Origin of the sequence: Serratia sp. B501, from assembly GCF_051172315.1 — a bacterium.
Lineage (GTDB): Bacteria > Pseudomonadota > Gammaproteobacteria > Enterobacterales > Enterobacteriaceae > Serratia > Serratia ureilytica.
Genome location: NZ_JBPIZB010000002.1, coordinates 765,878 through 789,509 on the forward strand (window position 1 = coordinate 765,878; position 23,632 = coordinate 789,509).

A 23,632-nucleotide genomic window follows, 5' to 3' on the forward strand; every position below is an offset into this window, starting at 1 on the left:
AACGCACTCCTCAGATAGACAGCTTGTTAATGCGTTTGCCGCCGTAAAGCAGGTTGACGATGGCACGGGTACCGACAATCGCGGTGAACATGGACGTCGCCACACCGATAGCGGTAGTGATCGCAAAGCCCTTGATCGAACCGGTGCCGACTGCGTACAGGATGACCGCGGTGATCAGGGTGGTGATGTTGGCGTCGACGATACTGGAGAATGCGCCTTTATAGCCCTCATGGATCGCCTGCTGAACGGACCGGCCGTTCTTAAGCTCTTCCTTGATACGTTCGTTAATCAGTACGTTGGCGTCGACCGCCACCGCCAGCGTCAACACGATCCCGGCAATGCCCGGCATGGTCAGCGTCGCCCCCGGCAACAGGGACATCACGCCGACGATCAACACCAGGTTAGCGACCAGCGCCGTGGTGGCGATCACGCCGAACTTACGGTACCAGACCACCATGAAGACGATGGACGCCACCAGGCCCCACAGACAGGCTTCCAGACCTTGGGTGATGTTCTGCTGACCCAGGGTTGGACCGATGGTGCGCTCTTCAACGATCTGAATCGGCGCAATCAGCGCACCCGCACGCAGCAGCAGCGAAAGCTGACGCGCTTCGTTCGGGTTGCCGATGCCGGTGATGCGGAAGCTGTTGCCCAGACGCGACTGAATGTTCGCCACGTTGATCACTTCTTCCTGTTTCACCAGCACCGCACGGCCGTTGGCGTCTTTCTTGCCGCTGTCCTTGTACTCCACGAACAGGGTCGCCATCGGTTTACCGATGTTGTCCTTGGTGAAGTTGGACATCGACGTGCCGCCGGCGCTGTCCAGCGAGATGTTAACCTGCGGCTGGTTGTATTCGTCGGTGCTCGAGGTGGAGTCGGTGATGTGGTCACCGGTCAGGATCACGCGCTTGTACAGCACGATCGGCTGGCCGTCGCGGGTGTATTTCACCTCGGAATCGCCCGGCACGCGGCCGTTGGCCGCCGCGGTGGCGTCCGCATTGGTGTTCACCAGACGGAATTCCAGCGTCGCGGTGGCGCCCAGAATTTCTTTGGCGCGCGCGGTGTCCTGAATGCCCGGCAGCTCAACCACGATGCGGTCGGATCCCTGGCGCTGCACCAGCGGTTCGGCGACGCCTAGCTGGTTGACGCGGTTACGCAGGATAGTGATGTTCTGCTGTACGGCGTATTCGCGCGCTTCGCTCAGACGGGCGTCCGTCAGGCTGGCCTTCATGGTGTTGGCACCATTGGCGGACAGCACCAGATCGCGCTGACGCGGGCCGATGTAGCTGATGGCCTGGTCACGGGCCGCATCGTCGCGGAAGCGAACTTCCACGCCGTTGTTGTCCAGCTTGCGGATAGACGCGTAAGGAATGCCCTTCTCGCGCAGCTCGCTGCGCAGGGTATCCATGGTCTGTTCCTGCAGCTTGCTCAACGCGGTGTCCATGTCCACTTCCATCAGGAAGTGCACGCCGCCGCGCAGGTCCAGACCGAGTTTCATCGGCTCTGCGCCCAGCATGGCCAGCCAGGTCGGCGTGGCCGGCGCCAGGTTCAGCGCCACGACGAATTTGTCACCCAGCTCGGTCACCAGCGCTTCGCGGGCGCGCAGCTGAACGTCAGGATCTTTAAAGCGAGCCAGGATGGCGCCATTTTCCAGCGCAATCGACTTGCTCGCGATGTTGTCTTTTTCTAATACGGTACGGACCTGGTCCAGCGTAGTTTCACTGGCGGCGACGCCGCGCGCGCCAGTGATTTGTACGGCCGGATCCTCACCGTAGATGTTGGGAAGCGCATAAAGCAGACCGACGAGGATCACGACGATCAACATCAGATACTTCCACAAAGGATAACGGTTTAGCACGGCAATTCCCTTCGGGAAAAAAGATTACAGGGCCTTCATGGTACCTTTCGGCAGAACGGCCGCCACGAAGTCACGCTTGATCATCACTTCCGTGGTGTCGTTCAGCGCGATGGCGATGATGCCGGTGTCGGCCACTTTGGTCACGCGACCGATCAGGCCGCCGGTGGTCAGCACTTCGTCGCCTTTACCGATGGAGTCCATCAGCTTCTTGTGATCTTTCGCGCGCTTCTGCTGTGGGCGCAGGATCATGAAGTAGAAGATCAGGCCGAACACCACCAGCATAATGATCAGAGAGTACGGGCTTCCCTGAGCCGGAGCCCCTGCGGATGCGACGGCGTCAGAAATGAAAAAGCTCATTGAAATTCCCTCATTAAGTTATCAATTATTAGATCAAGCGTTTAAAGGCGGAATCGGCTTGCCGATCCGACCATAGAAATCCGCAACAAACTGCTCTAATTTACCCTCTTCGATAGCCTGGCGTAAACCCGCCATCAGGCGCTGGTAGTGACGCAGGTTATGAATTGTGTTCAGTCGAGCACCCAATATTTCGTTGCAACGGTCGAGATGGTGCAAGTAGGCGCGGCTGTAATGGCGACACGTGTAGCAATCACAGTCTTTATCCAGCGGAGAAGTATCATCCTTGTGCTTGGCATTACGGATTTTTACCACACCGTCAGTCACGAACAAATGGCCGTTGCGGGCGTTGCGGGTCGGCATGACGCAGTCGAACATGTCGATGCCGCGGCGCACGCCTTCCACCAAATCTTCCGGCTTGCCGACGCCCATCAAATAGCGTGGCTTATCTTCCGGAATTTGCGGGCAAACGTGTTCAAGAATGCGATGCATATCCTCTTTCGGCTCGCCTACAGCCAAGCCGCCCACAGCGTACCCATCAAAGCCGATATCCACCAGCCCTTTTACTGAAACATCACGTAAATCTTCGTAAACGCCGCCCTGAATGATGCCGAACAGCGCATTTTTATTTTCCAGCTCGTCGAAACGCTGGCGGCTGCGCTGCGCCCAACGCAGCGACATTTCCATCGAACGTTTGGCGTAGTCCCAGTCGGCCGGGTACGGCGTACATTCATCGAAGATCATCACGATGTCGGAACCCAGGTCATACTGGATTTCCATCGATTTTTCCGGGCTCAGGAACACCTTGTCGCCGTTGATCGGGTTGCGGAAGTACACGCCTTCCTCTTTGATCTTGCGCATCGCCCCCAGGCTGAACACCTGGAAACCGCCGGAGTCGGTGAGGATCGGGCCCGGCCACTGCATGAAATCGTGCAGATCGCCGTGCAGCTTCATGATCTCCTGGCCAGGGCGCAGCCACAGGTGGAAGGTGTTGCCCAGCAGGATCTGCGCGCCGGTCTCTTTCACTTCTTCCGGCGTCATGCCCTTGACCGTGCCGTAGGTGCCGACCGGCATAAAGGCCGGGGTTTCCACCACGCCGCGGTCGAAAATCAGGCGGCCGCGGCGTGCGCGGCCATCGGTAGTTTGTAGTTCGTACTTCACAAAGCCTCCAGCATCAGAGAAACAGTCTGATGTCGTTGAAACGGGGCCGCGCCGTGGGCGCAGCCCGGGAAATTAACCGCCGACGGACTCGTTTTTCGCCTGCGGATTACGGCTGATGAACATCGCATCGCCGTAGCTGAAAAAGCGATACTGCTCGGCCACCGCCTGCTGATAGGCGTTCATGGTATTTTTGTAGCCGGCGAAAGCCGACACCAGCATGATCAGGGTGGACTCCGGCAGGTGGAAGTTGGTCACCAGCGCGTCGATCACCTGATAATGGTAACCCGGATAGATAAAGATGCTGGTGTCGCCGAAGAACGGCGCAATCAGCGCCTCTTTGCTGGCCGCCGCGGCACTTTCCAGCGAACGCACCGAGGTGGTGCCCACTGCCACCACGCGCTTGCCGCGCGCTTTGCAGGCCAGCACCGCATCCACGACCTCCTGCGGCACTTCGGCGTATTCGGCGTGCATCACGTGATCTTCGATGGTTTCCACGCGCACCGGCTGGAAGGTGCCGGCGCCGACGTGCAGCGTCACGAACGCCATTTCAACGCCCTTGGCGCGCAACGCCGCCAGCAGCGGTTCGTCGAAGTGCAGACCGGCGGTCGGCGCGGCGACCGCGCCCGGCTTCTCGCTGTAGACCGTCTGATACAGTTCGCGGTCGGCGTCCTCATCCGGGCGAGCGATATAAGGCGGCAGCGGCATGTGGCCGGCCGCGTTGAGAAGGGTGAAGACATCGCGTTCGTCGTTGAAGCGCAGCTCGAACAGCGTCTCGTGGCGCGCCACCATGGTGGCGGCGATGCTCTCGTCATCCCCCAGCAGCAGCTCGGCGCCCGGCTTGGGCGCTTTCGACGCGCGCACGTGCGCCAGCACGCGATGGTCGTCCAGCACGCGCTCCACCAGCACTTCAATCTTGCCGCCGCTGACCTTGCGGCCGAACATGCGCGCCGGGATCACGCGGGTATTGTTGAACACCAGCAGGTCGCCGGCTTCCAGCTTGTCCAGCAGATCGGTGAATACGCCGTGCGTCAGCGCCCCGCTCAGCCCGTCCAGCTGCAGCAGGCGGCATGCGCTGCGCTCGGCCTGGGGATAGTGGGCAATCAGGGATTCGGGAAGTTCAAACGAAAAATCAGCGACGCGCATGGGTATTCACTTCTTCAATTTAAGGCTGGTTGGTAAAAAACAGGCGGCCTAGTCTAAAGCCGGGGGCGGTCAGCGGCAAGAAATAAGGAGGATTTGCCTGACTTCGGGTATAGTTGAGGGATGAATTTTCTCGCTCATCTTCACTTGGCCATGCTGGCGGACAGCTCGTTGCTGGGCAACCTGCTGGCCGATTTCGTGCGCGGCAACCCCGCCGCCGACTATCAGCCCGACGTGGTAGCCGGCATCATGATGCACCGCCGCGTCGACGTGCTGACCGACAGCCTGCCGCAGGTGAAAGCCTGCCGCGACTATTTCAGCGCCCCTTACCGCCGCGTGGCGCCCATTACCCTCGACGTGGTGTGGGACCATTTTCTGGCGCGCCACTGGCAGCAGCTGGAGCCTTCACGCGACCTGCACCAGTTTACCCAGGAAGCCCGCAGCCAGATCGAACCTTACCTGCCGCTCACGCCGCCGCGTTTTCAGAACCTGAACGGCTATCTGTGGCCGGAACGCTGGCTGGAACGCTACGCCGAATTGCCGTTCATCGCCCGGGTATTGCAGGGCATGGCCAGCCGCCGTCCGCGCCTCGATGCCCTGGCCGGCTCGTTCGCCGACGTTGAGCGGCATTATCATCAGCTTGAAACACAATTCTGGCAGTTTTATCCGCAAATGATGCAGCAGGCGAAGGAAAAAACGCTGTGAGGTCAAGCCCAAGCGTTTGAAATTGCAGCGCCTTGCAAGAATTTACGTTTTGCCGCTTGCCCTTTTGTAGGAAAAGGTTATTTTTAAAGCCTGTCAAATTTAATTAATGAATTTAATAGGTAAAAGCTATCTCATCGATTGGTCTTTTGCCCTTTATTCACCACGTCGCGGCCCCTATACTGGCCCTTGTTTTTACATCCACCCTTTAACACCTATTACAGGAGTAATTATGGTCCTGGTAACTCGTCAAGCCCCTGACTTCACTGCAGCTGCCGTACTGGGTAGCGGCGAAATCGTTGAAAACTTCAACCTGAAGAAGCACCTGAACGGCAAACCGGCCGTCCTGTTCTTCTGGCCAATGGACTTCACCTTCGTATGCCCTTCCGAGCTGATCGCTTTCGATCACCGCTATGAAGAGTTCCAGAAGCGTGGCGTTGAAGTGGTTGGCGTTTCCTTCGACTCAGAGTTCGTCCACAACGCATGGCGTAAAACCCCTGTCGACAAAGGCGGCATCGGTGAAGTGAAATACGCAATGGTTGCTGACGTTAAGCGTGAAATCCAGAAAGCTTACGGCATCGAACACCCGGAAGCCGGCGTTGCGCTGCGCGGCTCCTTCCTGATCGACAAAGACGGCATCGTGCGTGCTCAGGTTGTTAACGACCTGCCAATCGGCCGTAACATCGACGAAATGATCCGTACCGTTGACGCGCTGCAATTCCACGAAGAGCATGGTGAAGTGTGCCCGGCTCAGTGGGAAAAAGGCAAAGCAGGTATGGGCGCTTCCCCAGACGGCGTGGCAAAATACCTGTCTGAAAACGCTGCCAAGCTGTAATTTCAGCCTGATAGTGAATCAACCGGCCTCCGCGGCCGGTTTTTTTATGCCCCTTTTTGGGGCAATACGCCCGCCTTCAGTGCTTTATTTCCCTGTTTCCGCTCACATTTCCCACCCTGCTCGCCGCGCGTGCGCCCATCTGCGGCTACTATCAATAACGCTGGCTCGCGCTTTGCAAGTGAACAACAGCCAAGCAAACACAACACAATAAAAAACTGACAGGGTAGGAATAACTATGTTTTTACAGAAATGGAGCAAACCCCTGACCATGGCGGCGCTGCTGGTCAGCGGCAGCCTGCATGCGGCGTCCAATCCGGCGGTGGAGGCCAAAAACGGCATGGTGGTCACCTCGCAGCATCTGGCTTCGCAGGTCGGGGTGGATATCCTGAAGATGGGCGGCAACGCCATCGACGCCGCCGTGGCGGTCGGCTACGCGCAGGCGGTGGTTAACCCCTGCTGCGGCAACATCGGCGGCGGCGGCTTTATGACCGTCCACCTGGCGGACGGCACCGACACCTTCATCAACTTCCGCGAAACCGCGCCGGCGGCGGCCAGCGCCAACATGTATCTGGACGCCGACGGCAAGGTGAAGAAAGACGCCAGCCTGTACGGCTATCTGGCGGCGGGCGTGCCGGGCACCGTGCTGGGAATGGAAACCGCGCGTGAGAAGTACGGCAAACTGAGCCGCGAACAGGTGCTGGCGCCGGCGATCAAGCTGGCGCGCGAAGGCTTTGTGCTGACCCGCGCCGATACCGATATTCTCGACACCACCATCGCGCGCTTCAAACAGGATCCCGAGTCGGCCAAAATCTTCCTGCGCCCGGACGGCAGCCCGCTGCAGCCGGGGGACAAACTGGTGCAAACCGATCTGGCCAATACGCTGGAAGCCATCGCCAAAGGGGGAACCGACGCCTTCTACAAAGGCAAGATCCCGCAGGCGGTAGAGGCGGCGGCCAAACAGGGCGGCGGCATTTTGACGGCGGCCGACTTCGCCAACTATAAAGTCACCGAAACCCCGCCGATCACCTGCAGCTATCGCGGCTACAAGTTCGTGTCGGCGCCGCCTCCCAGCTCCGGCGGCGTGACGCTGTGCGAAATCCTCAATGTGGTGGAAGGCTATGACCTGAAAAGCATGGGCTTCAACTCGGCGGCGGCCATTCACACCATGACCGAGGCGATGCGCCATGCCTACATGGACCGCAACACCTACCTCGGCGACCCGGAATTCATCAAGAACCCGATCGACCGGCTGGTGAGCAAGAGCTACGCCGAGCAGATCCGCAAGAAAATCGTCGCGGACAAGGCCACGCCGTCGGAAAACGTACAGCCCGGCATGGAACCGCATGAGAAGCCGGAAACCACCCACTATTCGATCGTCGACCATGACGGCAACGCGGTCTCCACCACCTATACCGTCAACGGCCGCTTCGGCGCCGTGGTGATCGCACCGGGCACCGGCTTCTTCCTCAACGATGAGATGGACGATTTTACGGTCAAAGTGGGCGAGAAAAACCTGTACGGGCTGGTGCAAGGCACCGCCAACAGTATTGCCCCCGGTAAGCGCCCACTATCGTCAATGAGCCCGACGCTGGTGACCAAGGACAACAAGATCTTTATGGTGCTGGGCTCGCCTGGCGGTTCGCGCATCATCACCATCACCCTGCAGACCGCGTTGAACGTGATCGACCACGGCATGGCGCCGCAGGAAGCGGTGGACGCGCCGCGCATCCATCACCAATGGCTGCCGGATGAGGTGTACTACGAACAGCGCGGCGTTTCCGCCGATACGCTGAAACTGCTGAGCGGCATGGGCTATAAGATGGTCGAACAAACGCCGTGGGGCGCCGCCGAACTGATTCTGGTCGGTTTGCCGGGCGCGGCGGGCGTCAGCCCGGCCAACTCCGGCAACGATTCGGCGGTTTCCGGCAAAGTGCGCGAAGGTTACCTGTACGGCGCCAACGACGTGCGTCGCCCGGCAGGCTCCGCGGTCGGTTACTGATGTAAACGCCCACTCACCTTAATCGCGGGGGCCCTTCGGCCCCCGCAGTTCCCTTAGCCTTCACAGCGCCACACGGTGGCCGATTCTTCCGCCAGCTGCAGGCGCAGCCCGCCAGCCGTTTCGCTCAACTCTCCCCGCCCTTCCACACGCCGCCACGGGCCGCGGGCCAACAGCGGGTTGTGCGGCAGCTGCGCCTGGCCGCTGCCGTCGCGCTGCAGCGCCACCAGCACCTGCTCCTGCTGATACAGGCGCACGAACACCAGCGTTTCTCCGCTGGCGTACAGCACCTGACAGCCGCCGCGACGCAGCGCCAGGCTCTGTTTACGCAGCACCGCCATGCGCTGGAACAGCGCCAGCAGCGGCCGATCCCAGTCGCCGACGTCCCACGGGAACGGCTTGCGGCAGAACGGATCGTTGCCGCCGTCCAGGCCAATCTCATCGCCGTAATAGAGGCAAGGCACGCCGATCCAGCTCAGCAACCACACCGCCGCCATCTGCATGCGCGCCGCGTTCCCCTGCAACAGCGTGAGGAAACGCGCGGTATCGTGGCTGTCCAGCTGGTTGAACTGGATCAGCTGGCGGCCGTGCGGCAACCCGGCGCGGTAGCCGTCCATCCACTGCGCGCACCCGGCGGCGTCCAGCCGCACCGGGTGATAGGCCACGTCCAGCCCCGCCAAAAACGCCCGCACCGGCAGCGCGAACCCCATGTAGTTCATCGCCGCATCCTCCACGCCGGCGTGCAGCCAGCGACGCGCGTCGCCAAAGTGCTCGCCCACTACGTAGGCCTGAGGATTCTCCTGCTTCACCGCCTGATAGATGCCCGCCAGGTGACGCAGGTTGCCAGCAGCGCCGCCGTTCTCCCCCAGCATATGCACCACGTCCAGCCGCCAACCGTCGATGCTGTACGGCGGACGCAGCCAGTGGCGCACCACGCTGCCTTCCCCGCGATAGATCGCTTCCGCCACCTGCGGCTCGGCGAAGTTGAGCTTCGGCAGGCTGGCGTTGCCCTTCCAGTCGAGCGCGCGCCCGTCCGGGTAGAAGTTGAACCAGCCGCGATACGGCGAATCGGGATGGTGGCAGGCGCCGTTTTGCCCTTGGCGATGGCGGTCGAACCACGGATGCGAGTCGCCGGTGTGGTTGAACACCCCGTCCAGCACCAGTTTCATGCCTACCTTGTGAGTGCTCACTCGCAAACGCGCCAGCGCCGCGTTGCCGCCGAAGTGCGGATCGACCTGGTAATAATCCTCGGTATCGTACTTATGCACGCTCGGCGCGGTAAAAATCGGGTTCAGGTACAGCGCCGTCACGCCCAGCTGCTGCAGGTACGGCAGTTTGGCGCAAATGCCGTCCAGATCGCCGCCGTAAAAGGTCGAAGCGGCGTGGCTATCCTCCAGCGGATGCTGCCAGTCGCGCCGGATCACCTCGGCGCCGGCCGCGTGATGGCGGTAGCTGCCGCTCTGGATGCCGTGCTCGCCGCCGCTGCTGGCAAAGCGATCGGGGAAAATCTGGTAGAACAGCTGATCCGCCACCCACTCGGGGCCATTGTCAGGCTCGTCGACGGCGAATTGCGCCAGCTGGCCCGGCGGCGTTGGCGACCAGCCCTGCGGCCCGAACCACTGCTGGCGATCGGCCCACAGCAGCTTGAAGCAGTATCGCCGCGTCGGCTCGCCCTCATTCAGCGTCAGGCTGGCCTGGTAGCGCCGCATCCCCTCGTGACGCTGCGCTTTCATCACCAGCAGCCATTCTTCGTTGTCCGGTTCGGCGCGCAAAAACACCCGTTCCGGCAGTTCATCCCCTTGTAACCACAGCGTGATATCCAAACGTTGCCCTTGCTTCACCACAAAAGGCGGAACCGGTTGATGCCAGGCGTTAAGCATACTGTTCTCCTGCTGTACCAAACGAAATCGACGGCATTCTTCAAGAATGCGAACAATGCCACGTTAAGTGCAACTCCCCCTCCTCTCTGACCGCAAAACCCAGGGATGAGCCGGGGGGCGGAGACCGAAAAATAACGCTAACTCGATGTAAAAAAAGGTAAACAGGCACAAATCCTGCACGTTACCCCTTAGGCTAACGCGTTTTGAGCATACAGGATATTTTTTGCGCATTTTTTAAGGAGCGGTAATGCAACAACAGATAACGCGCTGGCTGGAACAATTTGGGTTGGAATTCGGCGGAGTGATGTCGCTGTTGATGGTCTTGGGGTTGATCGTCCTGATCTCGGTGGTGATCCACCTGGTGCTGCACCGGGTGGTGTTGGCCGCCCTTCAGCGCCGCGGCCAGCAGTCGCAACGCGTCTGGCAACAGGCCATCACCCAATACAAACTGTTCCAGCGCGTGGCGCTGCTGCTGCAAGGGGTGATCATCAGCATCCAGGCGACGCTGTGGCTGCAGAGCGGCAGCCAGACTCAGGCGGTGATCGTTACCGCCGCACAGGTGTGGATACTCGCTTTCACCCTGCTGTCGCTGTTCTCGCTGCTGGATACGCTGCTGGCGCTGCTGCGCCAAAGCCCGATTTCCAATCAGCTGCCGCTGCGCGGCATTTTCCAGGGCCTGAAACTGGTGGCGGCGATCCTGATCGGCATCATGATCGTCTCGCTGCTGATGGGCAAATCGCCGCTGTTGCTGCTCAGCGGCCTGGGCGCCATGACGGCGGTCCTGATGTTGGTGTTCAAGGATCCGATCCTCGGGCTGGTGGCCGGCATTCAGCTCTCCGCCAACGACATGCTAAAGATCGGCGACTGGCTGGAAATGCCGAAATACGGCGCCGACGGCGCGGTCACCGACATCGGCCTGACCACGGTCAAAGTGCGTAACTGGGACAACACCGTCACCACCATACCGACCTACGCGCTGATCTCCGACTCGTTCAAAAACTGGCGTTCGATGTCGGAATCCGGCGGGCGCCGCATCAAGCGCAGCTTGAATATCGACACCGGCAGCGTGCACTTCCTGTCGGAAGAGGAACAGCGCCGCCTGCAGCGCAACCCGCTGCTGCACAGCTACCTGAACGTTAAGACCCAGGAGCTGAGCCAGCACAACCAGGAGATCGCCGTCGATCTGGCCTCGCCGCTCAACGGCCGCCGCCTGACCAACCTCGGCACGCTGCGCGCCTATCTGGAAGCCTACCTGCGCGCTCACCCGCGCATTCACCAAAACATGACGCTGATGGTGCGCCAGCTGGCGCCGACGCCGGAAGGCCTGCCGCTGGAAATCTACGCCTTCACCAACACCACGGTCTGGGCGGAGTACGAAAGCATTCAGGCGGATATTTTCGACCATATCCTGGCGGTGATCGACGAGTTCGGCCTGCGCGTGCATCAGACGCCGACCGGCAACGACATGCGCGGCATGCTGCGACAAAGCGCGAACGCTTCCTGACGTCGGCTGACGTAACTGTGTCTGCTGGTAATTATTCGCTTTCAATTGCCAGCAGATATCTCCATCCCCTTCTTTTCCCCGGCGAAAACGGCGTTAATGCGCCCTCACCTTCACCACCGAGAGGGAAAGCCCTTGCTGAAACGGATACGTCATCGGCTGTTTACCCTGATGGCCACCCTGCTGTTTATCGGCTGCCTGCACAACGCTTTGCTGGATGAAAGCCGCATGCCCCGCAATCTGCAACCTTCGCTGAGCGCCCTCAGCAGCAACCTGCAGGACATTCGCGAAGTGCTGGCGCGCTGCGCCGGCGAGGAAGAGGAGGAACGCCTGAACGACGGCGGCATACGCATCGAAGCCCGCGCCGCCGGGGATGAGGAAGCGGAGGACAAACGCCAGACATAGTGGGTTAAAAAACGCCCCAATTTGTTGCGTGATACGCAACACCCTACTATGATGCGTATAGCGCAACACTCATGGAGCCATCAGGATGATAAGAAGCTTCAAGCATAAGGGACTCAAAAAGTTTTTCGAAACCGGTTCAACAGCAGGTATCGACGCCAAACAGGCGAAAAAAATCGCGCTGCGGCTGAGCGTGCTGGATTTAGCGAAAGTGATTGATGACGTGGATTTACCCGGCTTCTTCTTGCATCCGCTAACGGGCGCTCGCAATGGGCAATGGTCCGTCACCGTGACCGGTAACTGGCGCATCACGTTTGAACTGGTCGAGGGTGATGTTTATATCGTGAATTATGAGGACTATCACTAATGAACCGCATGCATAATCCTCCTCATCCTGGTGAGTTGATCAAAGAAACCATGGAAACGCTGAATCTCAGCGCGCGCGCGCTGGCCAAAGCATTGGACGTCGCGCCGTCTACGGTTCAACGCCTGATCAGCGGTAAATCCGATATCTCGCCGGAAATGGCCATCCGCCTGTCCATCGTAATAGGCAGTTCCGAACAGGTCTGGATGGGAATGCAAGATGCTTACGATCTGTGGCAGGCCAGGCAGTCCATCGACGTTTCCAAACTGCGCAAGCTGGACTTCGCTTGACGCCTGCCCCTAAAAAAACACCGGCCTCAGCCGGTGTTTTTCCATTTAGTCTTGCTGCGTCGCCAGCAGCGCGCGTTTTTTCTGGCGGTTGACCTTGAACCAGTACCCCGCCAACAGCAACACTACCCAGACCAGGCCGGCGTACAGCGAGACGCGCGTGGTCGGGAAGTAGCCGATCAGGCCGATGATGAACACCAGGAACACGATCGCCACCACCGAGGTGAACACCCCGCCGCGCAGCGGGAACGCCAGCTGCTTCACCTGCTCTTTGCTCAGGCTGCGGCGGAAGGCGATTTGCGAGAACAGGATCATGATCCACACCCACACGGTGGCGAAGGTCGCCAGGGAGGCGATCACCAGGAACACGCTCTCCGGCATGATGTAGTTGAGGTATACCGCCAGCAGCAGCGCCAACATCATCACCACTACCGTCACCCAAGGAATGCCGCGTTTCGACACCTTGCTGAACATCTTCGGCGCATGGCCCTGTTCGGCCATGCCGTGCAGCATGCGGCCGACGCCGAACACGTCGCTGTTGATCGCCGACAGCGAAGCGGTGATCACCACGAAGTTGAGGATGCCCGCCGCCACGGTGATGCCCATATGCTGGAAAGTCAGCACGAACGGGCTGCCGTTGGTGCCCACCTGGTTCCACGGGTAGATAGACATGATGACGAACAGCGTGCCGACGTAGAACACCAGAATGCGCCACGGCACCGAGTTGATGGCTTTCGGAATCGATTTTTTCGGATCCTTGGCTTCGCCGGCGGTGATGCCGATGATTTCAATGCCGCCGTAAGCGAACATCACCAGCTGCAGCGACAGGATCATGCCGATAAAGCCGTTGCTGAAGAAGCCGCCGTTCGACCACAGGTTATGAATGCCGGTCGGTTGCCCGCCGTTGCCGATGCCCCAGATGATGATGCCGATGCCGGCCGCGATCATGATGATGATGGTGGCAACCTTGAAGAACGAGAACCAGAACTCGAGCTCGCCGAACACCTTGACGCTCATCAGGTTGATGGCGCCGATGATCAACACCACGCTCAGCACCCAGATCCAGTGCGGCACTTCCGGGAACCAGACCCCCATATAAATGCCGAAGGCGGTCACGTCGGCGATGGCGACGATCAGGATCTCAAAGCAGTAGGTCCAGCCGGTGATGTAACCCGCCATCGGGCCGAGGTAGTCCTGCGCGTAGCGGGAAAACGAGCTGGCCTGTGGGTTGTTGACCGACATCTCCCCCAGTGCGCGCATGATGATGAAGGCCACGATGCCGCCGATCAGGTAAGCCAGCAGCACGCTCGGGCCGGCCATTTTGATGGCGTCCGCCGAGCCGTAGAACAAGCCGGTGCCGATGGCCGACCCCAACGCCATAAAGCGGATATGACGCGTGCTGAGGCCGCGTTTCAGCTTATTGTCGGGGACAGTGGTGGGTGACTGTTGTTGCATGAAAATGACCCATAGTTTTAAACGTAAAAAAGCCACGGACATGTCCGTGGCCCTAGATTAAGCCGGGGGATTATCAGTGCGCGGTCACTTGGGAACGCGTGCACACCCGATCATAAATCGCGACCAGCGCCAGCATCAGCAGCGAAGGCGGCAACCATGCCAACCCCTGCTCCGCCAGCGGCAGGTGAGTGGTCCAGGCCGGCAGCAACTGCTGGAAGCTGGACGCTTTCACCGCGTCAAGGATACCAAACAACAGGCTGACAAGCATCACCGGCGCGATGATGCGCGGCGCGCTGTGCCACCAACGCAGGGTGAAGCTCAGCACCACCAGCACGATGCACGGCGGGTAAATCGCGGTCAGCACCGGAATGGAGATCTGGATCAGGTGGCTCAGACCGAGGTTGGACACCACCATCGAGAACAGGCCCAGAATAAACACCAGCGTCTTGTAAGAGAACGGCAGATATTGCGCGAAGAACTCGGCGCAGGCGCAGGTCAGGCCCACCGCGGTCACCATGCAGGCGATGAAGATCAGCGCCGCCAGGAAGAAGCTGCCGAGGCCGCCAAAGGTGTTCTGAACGTAAGCGTGCAGGATCACCGCGCCGTTGGTGGCGTCCGGCACCAGCGCGCCGCTGCCGGAACCCAGTTTGAACAGGCTCAGGTACACCAGCGTCAGGCCCACGCCGGCGATCAAACCGGCCAGAATGGTGTAGCGGGTCAACAAACCGGCGTCTTTCACGCCGCGCGAACGCGCCGCGTTGACGATAACGATGCCGAACACCAGCGCGCCCAGCGTATCCATGGTCAGATAGCCGTTAACGAAGCCGGAGGAGAAAGGCACGCTCTGATAAGCCGTCGTCGCCGGAATCGGCGCACCGGCAGGCCACAGCAGCGCGGCGATGCCCAGTACGGCCAGCGCGACGATCTTCAGCGGCGCCAGCACATGGCCGACGGTATCGAGCAGGCGGCCCGGATACAGAGAGATGCCGATCACCAGCGCGAAGTACACCAGGCTGTAGATGAACAGCGGCATGGCCCCGTCGCCGGTCAGCGGGGCGATGCCCACTTCGAAGGACACGGTGGCGGTACGCGGCGTCGCGAACAGCGGGCCGACGGCCAGGTAGCAGACGGTCGCCAGCAGCAAGCCGGCGCCGCGGCCGATTGGCGAACTGAGGGCGTCGATGCCGCCGCCGACGCGCGCCAGCGCGATGACGGTGATGACCGGCAGGCCCACGGCGGTGATCAGGAAGCCCAGCGCCGCAGTCCAGACGTGTTCACCGGACTGCAAACCGACCATCGGCGGGAAGATGATGTTCCCGGCCCCGACGAATAAGGCAAAGGTCATAAAGCCCAGTGCCAGGATATCTTTTGACGTTAAACGATGACTCATACGATGTCGTGTTGCCTGTTCAAATGAAAAAAAGGGTCCGATAGCGTGGTGGCGTGACGCCCCACCCGGTTGCCGGCATGCCCGATCGTCGCCGCGCCAAATAAGCACCCTAAACGCAGTCGATCCGGCGTTTATGTCCCTATTCGAAAGTGGCCGCTCATAAAGATGGGCAAAATTTTAGGAGTTATAAAAATGGAGGTTTAATCCGACAACGAAGGCTAAGGTAAACGTTTATAGCGCTTCAAGGCAAGACGCACGGCGAAAAGCAGAGCTATCGACCATATAAACTTTAGCCACCAGTCGATCATATTGGCTATCAATAAATATACACTACATGATTTGTATCATTTTTGAACAATGAATTCACAAAACGTGAAGCATATATCGTTTTACCGCTCGAAATCGCCAATAAAAAGCCGATTTTCGCGTGGCATGAGCTTCGTTTCGCCATAAAAAAAGGTGAAAATTACGCCGTTTTTTGTCGTTTATTGCGCCATGGCCGGCGCGAGCGGTGGCAACCCCAGCGCCTGACGGGTCTTCTGCAGGGTGGCCGGCGGCAGCGGCAGATAGCCGTCGTGGTTGACCAGGCTTTGGCCTGGTGTCGACAGCACGCGATCGAGAAACGCGGCGGTCAGCGGCTCCAGCGGTTGATGGGGGGCTTTGTTGATGTAGATATACAGATAGCGCGACAGCGGGTAGCGATCGTTGCGCACGTTGGCGGCGGTAGGCGCGACATAGTCCTCTCCCGACTCCGCCAATGGCAGCAGCCGCACGCCGCTGGCGCGAAAGCCAATGCTGGCGTAGCCGATGCCGTTGAGCGAACCGGCCACCGCCTGCACCACCGAGGCCGAGCCGGGCAGCTCATTGACACGCGGCATGAAATCGCCGCCGCACAGCGCGCGCAGTTTGAAGTAGCCATAGGTGCCGGACGCCGAGTTGCGGCCAAAGCGCTGCAGCGAACGCGACGCCCAGTCGCCGCGCAGACCCAGCTCGCCCCAGCGCGTCAGCGGCTGGCTTTCGCCGCAGCGCCGGGTGGCGGAGAAAATGCGGTCGAGCTGCTGCAGGTTGAGGCCGCGCAGCGGATTATCCTGATGCACCAATACCACCAGCGCATCCACCGCTACCGGCACCGCCAGCGGCGCATAGCCGTAACGGTGTTCGAATGCCGAGATCTCGGCCGCCTTCATCGGCCGGCTCATCGGGCCGAGCTGCGCGGCGCCCGCGGCCAACGCGGTCGGCGCGGTCGAGGAGCCGGCGGCCTGGATCTGCAGGTTGACGTTGGGATAATGCTGGCTGAAATCCTGCGCCCACAGCGCCATCAGATTCGCCAGCGTGTCGGAACCGACGCTGGACAGGTTGCCCGCCAACATGCCGTCAGGCTGCGCCAGCGCGCCGCGTCCGGCCAGCAGCGCCAGGCAAAGCAACAGCCCTCGGGTTATTCGGGTCATACCGGTGTCTCGCGTTAATTTTTCACCGCATTCTCTGATAAAGCGGCGGGAACAATCAACCGATTGGGCAAGGTAAAGATAAAGCGGGTGCCGATCCCCGGTTCGCTGAGGATCTCCAGCCGCGCGTCGTGATGGCTGAGCGCGTGCTTGACGATCGCCAGCCCCAGCCCGCTGCCGCCGGTCTGGCGCGAGCGGGCCTTGTCGACGCGGTAAAAACGCTCGGTCAGGCGCGGCAGGTGTTCGGCGGCGATGCCCGGCCCGTTGTCGCTGACCTGGAACTGCGCGCCATGCGCCGTCTGTTGCCAGCTCACTTCGATATGGGTGCCCTTCGGCGTGTGGTTGACCGCGTTGTACACCAGGTTAGACACCGCGCTGCGCAACTGGTCTTCATTGCCGAACACGTTGAGCTGTTCGTTCACCCGGAAGGTGATCTCATGATTGCCGCCGCTCAGCGATTGCGCCTCGCGCTGCAACACCCGCAGCATCAGCGGGATATCCACCCGCTCGTTCATGTCGACATTGGGCGCCGCCTCGATGCGCGACAGCGTCAGCAGTTGCTTGACCAGCCCGTCCATCCGGCGGGTCTGCTCTTGCATGGTGCTGAGCGCCTTGCTGCGCAGCGAACCGTCTTGCTCTTCGTCGCCCATCATCTCCAGGTAGCCCTGCAGCACCGTCAGCGGCGTGCGCAGCTCATGGCTGACGTTGGCGAAGAAGTTGCGCCGCGCGCCCTCCAGCTGGCGCATCTGGGTGACGTCGCGCGCCACCATCAGCAACTGCCCTTCGGAATACGGCATCACGCGGAATTCGACGTAGTGTTCGTTGTTCAACTGCAGCGTCAGCGGACGCGAAAACTCCTGCTGTTGCAGATAGTGGCTGAATTCCGGATAACGCAGCAGGTTAAGGATGTGCTGGCCGTTGTCTTCCGGCCAGCGGAAGCCGAGCAGATGCTGCGCCAGCCCGTTGCACCAGAAGATGTTGCCCTCGACGGTGGTCATCACCACCGCGTCAGGCAGCGATTCGGCCCCGCTGCGAAAGCGCTTGATAAGCAGCGCCAGCTCGCGCCGGCGGCGGCGGTTGCGCTGCTGCATCTGATACAGGCCATAAAACAGCGGCTCCCAGCTCCAGCGGCCGGGCGGCGGCGTCATGCTGCGGTCGATCCACAGCCAATGGGAGAGTTTGAGCTGGTTGTAGAAATTCCACACCAGCGCAGCCAGCGCGGAGGCCAGCAGGAACCAGGGCAGATAACCGAAAATCAGCCCCAGCAGTAAGGCGGGCAAACAAAAAAGAGCCAGCTCCAGAGCCAGCCTCTTCCACGACAGACGTTCTAACACGGCATATTCTCCAGCGCGGCGCGATCAGTAGCGCGTTGAGAACCGGTAGCCGGTGCCCCGAACGGTTTGAACCATTTTATCATGCCCACTGGTTTCTAACGCCTTGCGGAGCCGACGGATATGCACGTCAACGGTACGGTCTTCCACATAAACGTTAGTGCCCCAGACGTGATTAAGCAACTGCTCACGGCTATAAACCCGCTCCGGGTGGGTCATAAAGAAGTGCAGCAGCTTGAACTCGGTCGGCCCCATGTCCAGCGCCTGATCGTTCGCCATCACGCGGTGGGAGGACGGGTCCAGGCTCAGCCCTTGCATTTCAATCACCTCCTCCACCGCCATCGGTGAAATGCGGCGCATGACCGCCTTGATGCGCGCCACCAGCTCCTTGGGCGAGAACGGCTTGGTGATGTAATCATCCGCCCCCACTTCCAGGCCGCGCACCCGGTCTTCTTCTTCGCCGCGCGCGGTCAACATCATCACCGGGATATCGCGGGTCAGCGCTTCGCGCTTCATATGTTTGATAAACTGAATGCCGGAACCCCCGGGCAACATCCAGTCAAGCAACACCAAATCAGGGAACGGCTCAGACAGACGCGTCACGGCGCTGTCATAATCCTCGGCTTCCAACGGTTGGTAACCATTTTGTTCCAACACAAAGCACACCATCTCACGGATCGGCGCTTCGTCTTCCACCACCAGTATGCGTCTTGCCATCGTCAATCCTGCCAATGTGTTAGCGACTTTTCGGGCGCCATTATGCGTCAGTTTTGTGACACTTTTATGAAAAAAACCGGCTGTTATAGGCAGTAAGCATAGCGATTATTTCCTGCAGTAAAGAAAAATCATCCGGTTGTCATCATCATTGCGCCGGGACAGCCGCCGCCGCGGCCTTTATAATCATCGCCATTATCTTTGCATCCGGGAGTGTCATGCGCCTGATCCACACCTCTGACTGGCACCTTGGCCAGTACTTTTTCACCAAAAGCCGCGCCGCCGAGCACCAGGCTTTTCTGAACTGGCTGATCGAACAGATCGAACAGCAGCAGGTGGATGCGCTGATCGTCGCCGGGGATCTGTTCGATACCGGCTCACCGCCCAGCTATGCCCGCGAGCTGTACAACCGCTTCGTGGTGGAACTGCAGCGCACCGGCTGCCAGTTGGTGGTGCTGGGCGGCAACCACGACTCGGTGGCGACGCTGAACGAATCGCGGGAGCTGCTCTCCTGCCTGAACACCACGGTGATCGCCAGCGCGCAAGGCGCCCCGGAACAGCAAATCGTGGTGCTGAACCGGCGCGACGGCCAGCCGGGCGCGGTGCTGTGCGCCATTCCGTTCCTGCGGCCGCGCGATCTGCTCACCAGCCGCGCCGGCGAATCCGGCGCGCAGAAACAGCAGGCGCTGCAGGAAGCCATCGCCGAACATTATCAGACGCTGTATCAGGCGGCCTGCGAGCGCCGCGACCAGTTGAGCTTGCCGCTGCCGATCGTCGCCACCGGCCACCTGACCACCGTCGGCGTCACCACCTCCGACTCGGTGCGCGACATCTATATCGGCACCCTCGACGCCTTCCCGGCGCAGGCCTTCCCGCCCGCCGACTATATCGCGCTGGGCCACATTCACCGCGCGCAGAACGTCGCCAAATCGGAGCATATTCGCTATAGCGGTTCGCCGATCCCGCTCAGCTTCGATGAGCTGGGCAAAGCCAAAAGCGTCTTCCTGGTGGATTTCGCCGACGGCGCCCTGCAGCGGGTTGACGCGTTAACGATCCCGCAGTTCCAGCCCATGCAACTGATCAAAGGCGATCTGGCCGAGATCGAACGGCAGCTGCGGCAATTTGCCGACTATGCCGGCGAGCGGCCGGTGTGGCTGGATATCGAAGTGGCGACGCAGGACTACCTCAGCGACATCCAGCGCCGCATCCAGCTGCTGGCGGATGAGCTGCCGGTGGAAGTGGTGCTGTTGCGGCGCAGCAAAGAGCAGCGCCGCCAGGCGATTGCGCAGCAGGATAAGGAAACGCTGAACGAACTGAGCGTCAACGAGGTGTTCGAGCGCAGGTTGGCACAGGAGGCTGAGATGCCCGAAACGCGCCAACAGCGGATGCGCCAGATGTTCCGCCAGGTGGTCGAGGCGGTGCAGCACAACGCCGAGGAGACGAATTCATGAAGATCCTCAGCCTGCGGTTAAAAAACCTCAACTCGCTGCAGGGCGAATGGAAAATTGACTTCACCGCCGAGCCTTTCGCCAGCAACGGCCTGTTCGCCATTACCGGCCCGACCGGCGCGGGCAAAACCACCCTGCTGGACGCCATTTGCCTGGCGCTGTACCACCAAACGCCGCGCCTTAACGTCACCCCGAGCCAGAATGAGCTGATGACCCGCCACACCGCCGAGTCGCTGGCGGAGGTCGAGTTCGAGGTCAAGGGCGTCGGCTATCGCGCCTTCTGGAGCCAGCGCCGCGCCAAAAATGCGCCGGACGGCAACCTGCAGGCGCCGAAGGTCGAACTAGCGCGCCGCGAGGACGGCAAGATCCTGGCGGACAAAGTGCGCGACAAGCTGGAGCTCACCGCCGCCATCACCGGGCTGGACTTCGGCCGCTTCACCAAATCGATGATGCTGTCTCAGGGGCAGTTCGCCGCCTTCCTCAACGCCGACGCCAACGATCGCGCCGAGCTGTTGGAAGAGCTGACCGGCACCGAAATCTATGGGCGGCTGTCCGAGCAGGTGTTCGAGTCGCACAAGCAGGCCAAAACTGACCTGGATGCGTTGCACCAACGCGCCAGCGGCATCGAACTGCTGAACGACGAGCAGCGCCAGTCTCTGACCGAACAGCTGGCGGCGCTGAGCACGCAGGAAAGCGCCCTCGGCGAGCAAACCCAGCGGCAGCAACAGGCGCTGAGCTGGCTGCAACAATGGCAACGCCTCCGGCAACAGCAAAACGAGGGGCAATTGCGGCTGGACACCGCCCAGCGCGAGCAGGCAGAGGCCGCCCCACAGCTGCAGCGGCTGACGCTCAGCGAGCCGGCCGAGAAATTGCGGCCGCTGCGCGGTGAACGCGATCGCTGCCGCGCCGAGCTGCAGACGATACAGCAGCAAGCGGCTCTGTTGGCGCAGCAGCAGGAACAGCAGTCAGCGCAGTTGACCCCGCTGCAGCAGGCGGTGGAGAAAACCCGCCAGGCGCAGCAAACCCATGCCGAGCATATGCGGCAACAGCAACAGCTGATCGACGAGCAGGTCGCCCCGCTCGATCACCAGATAGCCCAACTGCTATCGACCCAGGCCGAGCGGCGACAGGCCGGCGATGCCGCCGCGCAGCAGTGCGCCCAGCAGCAAACTACGCTGGAGCAGCTCACCGCTCAGCGCAGCCAGCTGACGACGCAGGCCGCACAGTTTCAGCAGCAGTTGAATGCGCTGAGTGATGCGCTGGCCGCTCAACAGCAACAGCAGCAGACGCTGGAGGCGAAAACGCCGCTGGCCCCGCTGCGCCAGCGCCTGAGCGCCCTGGCAGACCTGCGCCCAACGCGCCAGCAGCTATTTACTCTGACGTCCCTTCACCGTCAGACTCGCGAGCGTCTGGCCCGGCAACAGGCGGAGCATGCCGAGCGGCAAACGCAGCTCGCCGGGTTGCAACAACAGCTGGAGAGCGCGCGTCAGCAATTCAAACAGCACAAGGCGCAGCTGCAGGAAGTGGAGCGGATCCACGAACTGGAAAAACGCATCGTCAGTCTGGAAGCGGAGCGCGCCCTGCTGCAAAGCGGTGCCCCCTGCCCACTGTGCGGTTCCACCAGCCATCCGGCGGTAGAGCAGTATCAGGCAGTGCAGCCTTCGGCCACGGAACAGCGTTTGGTCGAGATGCGTACCCTCGCCGAGAAACTGCAAACCCAGGGCACCGAGCTGCGTACCCGCTGCGAAGGCCTGCAGGAACAACAACAGCGCCAACAGCAAACCATCGCGCAGGATGAACAGCAGCTGGCTGCCCAACAGCAGCAGTGGCGGCAGCTCAGCGCACCGCTGGCGTTCGACTTTACGTTGGCGGATGGCGAGCAGCTCAGCGCCTGGCTGAACGGCTGCGACGACGAAGAACGGCGCGGGCAACAGGCGCTGCAGCAGCATGAACAGGCGGCGCAGGCGGTACAGCAGGCGAAAGACGCGCTCATCGCTCTGCAAACGCAGCAGCAGCAGACGCAGCAACAGCTGGCGTTGCTCGAAGAACGCTTTACGCTGCTGCAGAAAGCCCACGCCGACAGCCTGCAACAGCAGCAAGAGCTGCAACAACGCTGGCAAGAAGGCGAGAAAACCCTCGCTGAACGACGTGCGCAGCGGCTGGCGCTGTTCGGCGAACAGCAGGTGACTCAGGTGCGCGAGCAGCTGCGCGCCAAACAAACCGCCTGTGAACAGGCCAGCTTACAGGCCGCCGAGCAGTGGCAAAAGGCGCAGGAACTGCGCGAACGCCTGGCCGGCCAGCAGGCCGGGCTGCAACAACAGCTCACCCAGATGCAGGAGCGGCTGCAGCAGGCGCAGCAGCAGTGGCAGCAGGCGCTGGCCGACAGCGAGTTCGCCGATGAAACCGCCTTCGCCGCCGCGCTGCTGGACGACGCCCTGCGTCGCGAATTGCAGCAGCGCAAAGAGCGGCTGCAACAGCGACAGGTGGAGGCCGCCGCCCTGCTGACACAGGCGACGCAAACGCTGGAGCAGCATCGGCAGCACCGTCCTGAAGGGCTGGATGAGGCCAATGCGGATATCGATGCGCTCACTCAATCGCTGGCCGAGCTGGCACAGCAGTTGAAAACGTTGCAGCTGCGTCAGGGCGAACTGCGCAATCAGCTGGAAAGCGATGCCGCTCGTCGCCTCAATCAGCAGGCGCTGTTCGAGCAAATCGCCCGCAGCCAGCAAGACTACGACGACTGGAGCTACCTCAACCAGCTGATCGGCTCGAAAGAAGGCGACAAGTTCCGCCGTTTCGCCCAAGGGCTGACGCTCGATCATCTGGTCTATCTGGCCAACCGGCAGCTCGGCCGGCTGCACGGGCGCTACCTGCTGCAGCGCAAGACCAGCGATGCGCTGGAGCTGCAGGTGGTGGACACCTGGCAGGCGGACGCGCTGCGCGATACCCGCACCCTGTCCGGCGGCGAGAGCTTCCTGGTCAGCCTGGCGTTGGCGCTGGCGTTGTCCGATCTGGTCAGCCATAAAACCAGCATCGACTCGCTGTTCCTCGACGAAGGCTTCGGCACGCTGGACGCCGAAACCCTCGACACCGCGCTGGATGCGCTGGACAGCCTGAACGCCTCCGGCAAAACCATCGGCGTGATCAGCCACGTCGAGGCGATGAAAGAACGCATTCCGGTGCAGATCAAGGTGAAAAAGGTCAACGGGCTTGGCGTCAGCCGGCTGGAAGCGCACTTCAGGCTGGAATGATCCCGCGGCTTGCGGCGCAGAAGTGTGACCGCGGCGGCACTCCGCGGTGAAAAGCGTTGAGCCACGGTGGGCACGGGTTATTATGCCAGCATAACAGGATTGTTACTGTATCCCCTCC

19 protein-coding genes are annotated in these 23,632 nt (G+C 61.0%); 9 read left to right on the plus strand and 10 right to left on the minus strand.

What is annotated here, in order from left to right:
- Positions 1-10: 10 nt before the first annotated feature.
- The 4 genes from secD to queA all read right to left on the minus strand — a co-directional run bounded on the left by secD (position 11) and on the right by queA (position 4,516).
- Complete coding sequence (gene secD / locus ACSBQV_RS10230; RefSeq protein WP_071845087.1) at positions 11-1,858, minus strand: protein translocase subunit SecD; 1,848 nt, start codon at positions 1,856-1,858, stop codon at positions 11-13.
- Positions 1,859-1,882: 24 nt separating this feature from the next.
- Complete coding sequence (gene yajC / locus ACSBQV_RS10235; protein ID WP_004940391.1) at positions 1,883-2,215, minus strand: preprotein translocase subunit YajC; 333 nt, start codon at positions 2,213-2,215, stop codon at positions 1,883-1,885.
- A 33-nt stretch (positions 2,216-2,248) separates the two neighbouring features.
- Positions 2,249-3,373: a tRNA guanosine(34) transglycosylase Tgt gene (gene tgt / locus ACSBQV_RS10240; protein ID WP_016928877.1), complete on the minus strand. Its 1,125-nt coding sequence runs from the start codon at positions 3,371-3,373 to the stop codon at positions 2,249-2,251.
- A 72-nt stretch (positions 3,374-3,445) separates the two neighbouring features.
- Positions 3,446-4,516 (minus strand): tRNA preQ1(34) S-adenosylmethionine ribosyltransferase-isomerase QueA, encoded by a 1,071-nt coding sequence (queA, locus tag ACSBQV_RS10245; protein WP_434991438.1) that lies wholly within the window; start codon positions 4,514-4,516, stop codon positions 3,446-3,448.
- A 120-nt stretch (positions 4,517-4,636) separates the two neighbouring features.
- On the opposite strand from queA, the gene ACSBQV_RS10250 reads away from it, so the two are divergent.
- The 3 genes from ACSBQV_RS10250 to ggt all read left to right on the plus strand — a co-directional run bounded on the left by ACSBQV_RS10250 (position 4,637) and on the right by ggt (position 8,049).
- The gene (locus tag ACSBQV_RS10250) at positions 4,637-5,218 is read left to right on the plus strand and encodes an ACP phosphodiesterase (RefSeq protein WP_025301748.1); all 582 of its coding nucleotides are present in this window, start codon (positions 4,637-4,639) and stop codon (positions 5,216-5,218) included.
- Between the two features lie 229 nt (positions 5,219-5,447).
- Positions 5,448-6,050 carry a peroxiredoxin C gene (locus tag ACSBQV_RS10255; protein WP_004940403.1) on the plus strand — a complete coding sequence of 201 codons (603 nt, stop codon included), beginning with the start codon at positions 5,448-5,450 and terminating at the stop codon, positions 6,048-6,050.
- A gap of 235 nt (positions 6,051-6,285) precedes the next feature.
- Positions 6,286-8,049: a gamma-glutamyltransferase gene (gene ggt, locus ACSBQV_RS10260; RefSeq protein WP_099783817.1), complete on the plus strand. Its 1,764-nt coding sequence runs from the start codon at positions 6,286-6,288 to the stop codon at positions 8,047-8,049.
- Between the two features lie 53 nt (positions 8,050-8,102).
- Here ggt and malZ read toward each other — a convergent pair whose 3' ends face one another.
- On the minus strand, positions 8,103-9,926 hold the full coding sequence (gene malZ, locus ACSBQV_RS10265) for a maltodextrin glucosidase (RefSeq protein WP_033651076.1): 1,824 nt from the start codon (positions 9,924-9,926) through the stop codon (positions 8,103-8,105).
- Between the two features lie 247 nt (positions 9,927-10,173).
- Between malZ and ACSBQV_RS10270 the strand changes: the two genes are divergently transcribed.
- From ACSBQV_RS10270 to ACSBQV_RS10285, 4 genes are all read left to right on the plus strand, one after another.
- Complete coding sequence (locus ACSBQV_RS10270; protein WP_033651075.1) at positions 10,174-11,430, plus strand: mechanosensitive ion channel family protein; 1,257 nt, start codon at positions 10,174-10,176, stop codon at positions 11,428-11,430.
- Positions 11,431-11,562: 132 nt separating this feature from the next.
- Positions 11,563-11,832, plus strand: a complete 270-nt coding sequence (locus ACSBQV_RS10275; protein ID WP_033651074.1) for a hypothetical protein — start codon at positions 11,563-11,565, stop codon at positions 11,830-11,832.
- A gap of 85 nt (positions 11,833-11,917) precedes the next feature.
- Positions 11,918-12,196 carry a type II toxin-antitoxin system RelE/ParE family toxin gene (locus ACSBQV_RS10280; protein ID WP_033651073.1) on the plus strand — a complete coding sequence of 93 codons (279 nt, stop codon included), beginning with the start codon at positions 11,918-11,920 and terminating at the stop codon, positions 12,194-12,196.
- The gene (locus ACSBQV_RS10285; protein ID WP_025160069.1) at positions 12,196-12,483 is read left to right on the plus strand and encodes a HigA family addiction module antitoxin; all 288 of its coding nucleotides are present in this window, start codon (positions 12,196-12,198) and stop codon (positions 12,481-12,483) included. The genes ACSBQV_RS10280 and ACSBQV_RS10285 overlap by 1 nt, the downstream gene beginning before the upstream one ends.
- A gap of 45 nt (positions 12,484-12,528) precedes the next feature.
- Here the strand turns inward: ACSBQV_RS10285 and proY are convergent, their stop codons facing one another.
- The 5 genes from proY to phoB form a co-directional block, all read right to left on the minus strand.
- Complete coding sequence (gene proY, locus ACSBQV_RS10290; RefSeq protein ID WP_033651183.1) at positions 12,529-13,935, minus strand: proline-specific permease ProY; 1,407 nt, start codon at positions 13,933-13,935, stop codon at positions 12,529-12,531.
- Positions 13,936-14,008: 73 nt separating this feature from the next.
- On the minus strand, positions 14,009-15,325 hold the full coding sequence (brnQ, locus tag ACSBQV_RS10295) for a branched-chain amino acid transport system II carrier protein (RefSeq protein ID WP_021504688.1): 1,317 nt from the start codon (positions 15,323-15,325) through the stop codon (positions 14,009-14,011).
- Positions 15,326-15,810: 485 nt separating this feature from the next.
- Entirely contained in the window at positions 15,811-16,773 is a 963-nt protein-coding gene (locus tag ACSBQV_RS10300) for a PstS family phosphate ABC transporter substrate-binding protein (RefSeq protein ID WP_042783778.1), read from the minus strand.
- A gap of 14 nt (positions 16,774-16,787) precedes the next feature.
- The gene (gene phoR / locus ACSBQV_RS10305; protein WP_004940434.1) at positions 16,788-18,104 is read right to left on the minus strand and encodes a phosphate regulon sensor histidine kinase PhoR; all 1,317 of its coding nucleotides are present in this window, start codon (positions 18,102-18,104) and stop codon (positions 16,788-16,790) included.
- Positions 18,105-18,128: 24 nt separating this feature from the next.
- On the minus strand, positions 18,129-18,818 hold the full coding sequence (gene phoB / locus ACSBQV_RS10310; RefSeq protein ID WP_004940438.1) for a phosphate response regulator transcription factor PhoB: 690 nt from the start codon (positions 18,816-18,818) through the stop codon (positions 18,129-18,131).
- Positions 18,819-19,033: 215 nt separating this feature from the next.
- On the opposite strand from phoB, the gene sbcD reads away from it, so the two are divergent.
- Positions 19,034-20,266: an exonuclease subunit SbcD gene (sbcD, locus tag ACSBQV_RS10315; protein ID WP_099783819.1), complete on the plus strand. Its 1,233-nt coding sequence runs from the start codon at positions 19,034-19,036 to the stop codon at positions 20,264-20,266.
- Positions 20,263-23,514, plus strand: coding sequence for an exonuclease subunit SbcC (gene sbcC, locus ACSBQV_RS10320; RefSeq protein WP_099783821.1), 3,252 nt, complete (start codon positions 20,263-20,265; stop codon positions 23,512-23,514). Before sbcD ends, sbcC begins: the two co-directional genes overlap by 4 nt.
- Positions 23,515-23,632 lie beyond the last annotated feature (118 nt).

What these genes read in the sequence shown, in the direction of transcription:
- yajC (WP_004940391.1), bottom strand. Translation starts at nt 2,215, where the DNA reads ATGAGCTTTTTCATTTCTGACGCCGTCGCATCCGCAGGGGCTCCGGCT.
- queA (WP_434991438.1), bottom strand. Translation starts at nt 4,516, where the DNA reads ATGCGCGTCGCTGATTTTTCGTTTGAACTTCCCGAATCCCTGATTGCC.
- ACSBQV_RS10250 (WP_025301748.1), top strand. Translation starts at nt 4,637, where the DNA reads ATGAATTTTCTCGCTCATCTTCACTTGGCCATGCTGGCGGACAGCTCG.
- ACSBQV_RS10255 (WP_004940403.1), top strand. Translation starts at nt 5,448, where the DNA reads ATGGTCCTGGTAACTCGTCAAGCCCCTGACTTCACTGCAGCTGCCGTA.
- ggt (WP_099783817.1), top strand. Translation starts at nt 6,286, where the DNA reads ATGTTTTTACAGAAATGGAGCAAACCCCTGACCATGGCGGCGCTGCTG.
- malZ (WP_033651076.1), bottom strand. Translation starts at nt 9,926, where the DNA reads ATGCTTAACGCCTGGCATCAACCGGTTCCGCCTTTTGTGGTGAAGCAA.
- ACSBQV_RS10270 (WP_033651075.1), top strand. Translation starts at nt 10,174, where the DNA reads ATGCAACAACAGATAACGCGCTGGCTGGAACAATTTGGGTTGGAATTC.
- ACSBQV_RS10280 (WP_033651073.1), top strand. Translation starts at nt 11,918, where the DNA reads ATGATAAGAAGCTTCAAGCATAAGGGACTCAAAAAGTTTTTCGAAACC.
- ACSBQV_RS10285 (WP_025160069.1), top strand. Translation starts at nt 12,196, where the DNA reads ATGAACCGCATGCATAATCCTCCTCATCCTGGTGAGTTGATCAAAGAA.
- proY (WP_033651183.1), bottom strand. Translation starts at nt 13,935, where the DNA reads ATGCAACAACAGTCACCCACCACTGTCCCCGACAATAAGCTGAAACGC.
- brnQ (WP_021504688.1), bottom strand. Translation starts at nt 15,325, where the DNA reads ATGAGTCATCGTTTAACGTCAAAAGATATCCTGGCACTGGGCTTTATG.
- ACSBQV_RS10300 (WP_042783778.1), bottom strand. Translation starts at nt 16,773, where the DNA reads ATGACCCGAATAACCCGAGGGCTGTTGCTTTGCCTGGCGCTGCTGGCC.
- phoB (WP_004940438.1), bottom strand. Translation starts at nt 18,818, where the DNA reads ATGGCAAGACGCATACTGGTGGTGGAAGACGAAGCGCCGATCCGTGAG.
- sbcD (WP_099783819.1), top strand. Translation starts at nt 19,034, where the DNA reads ATGCGCCTGATCCACACCTCTGACTGGCACCTTGGCCAGTACTTTTTC.
- sbcC (WP_099783821.1), top strand. Translation starts at nt 20,263, where the DNA reads ATGAAGATCCTCAGCCTGCGGTTAAAAAACCTCAACTCGCTGCAGGGC.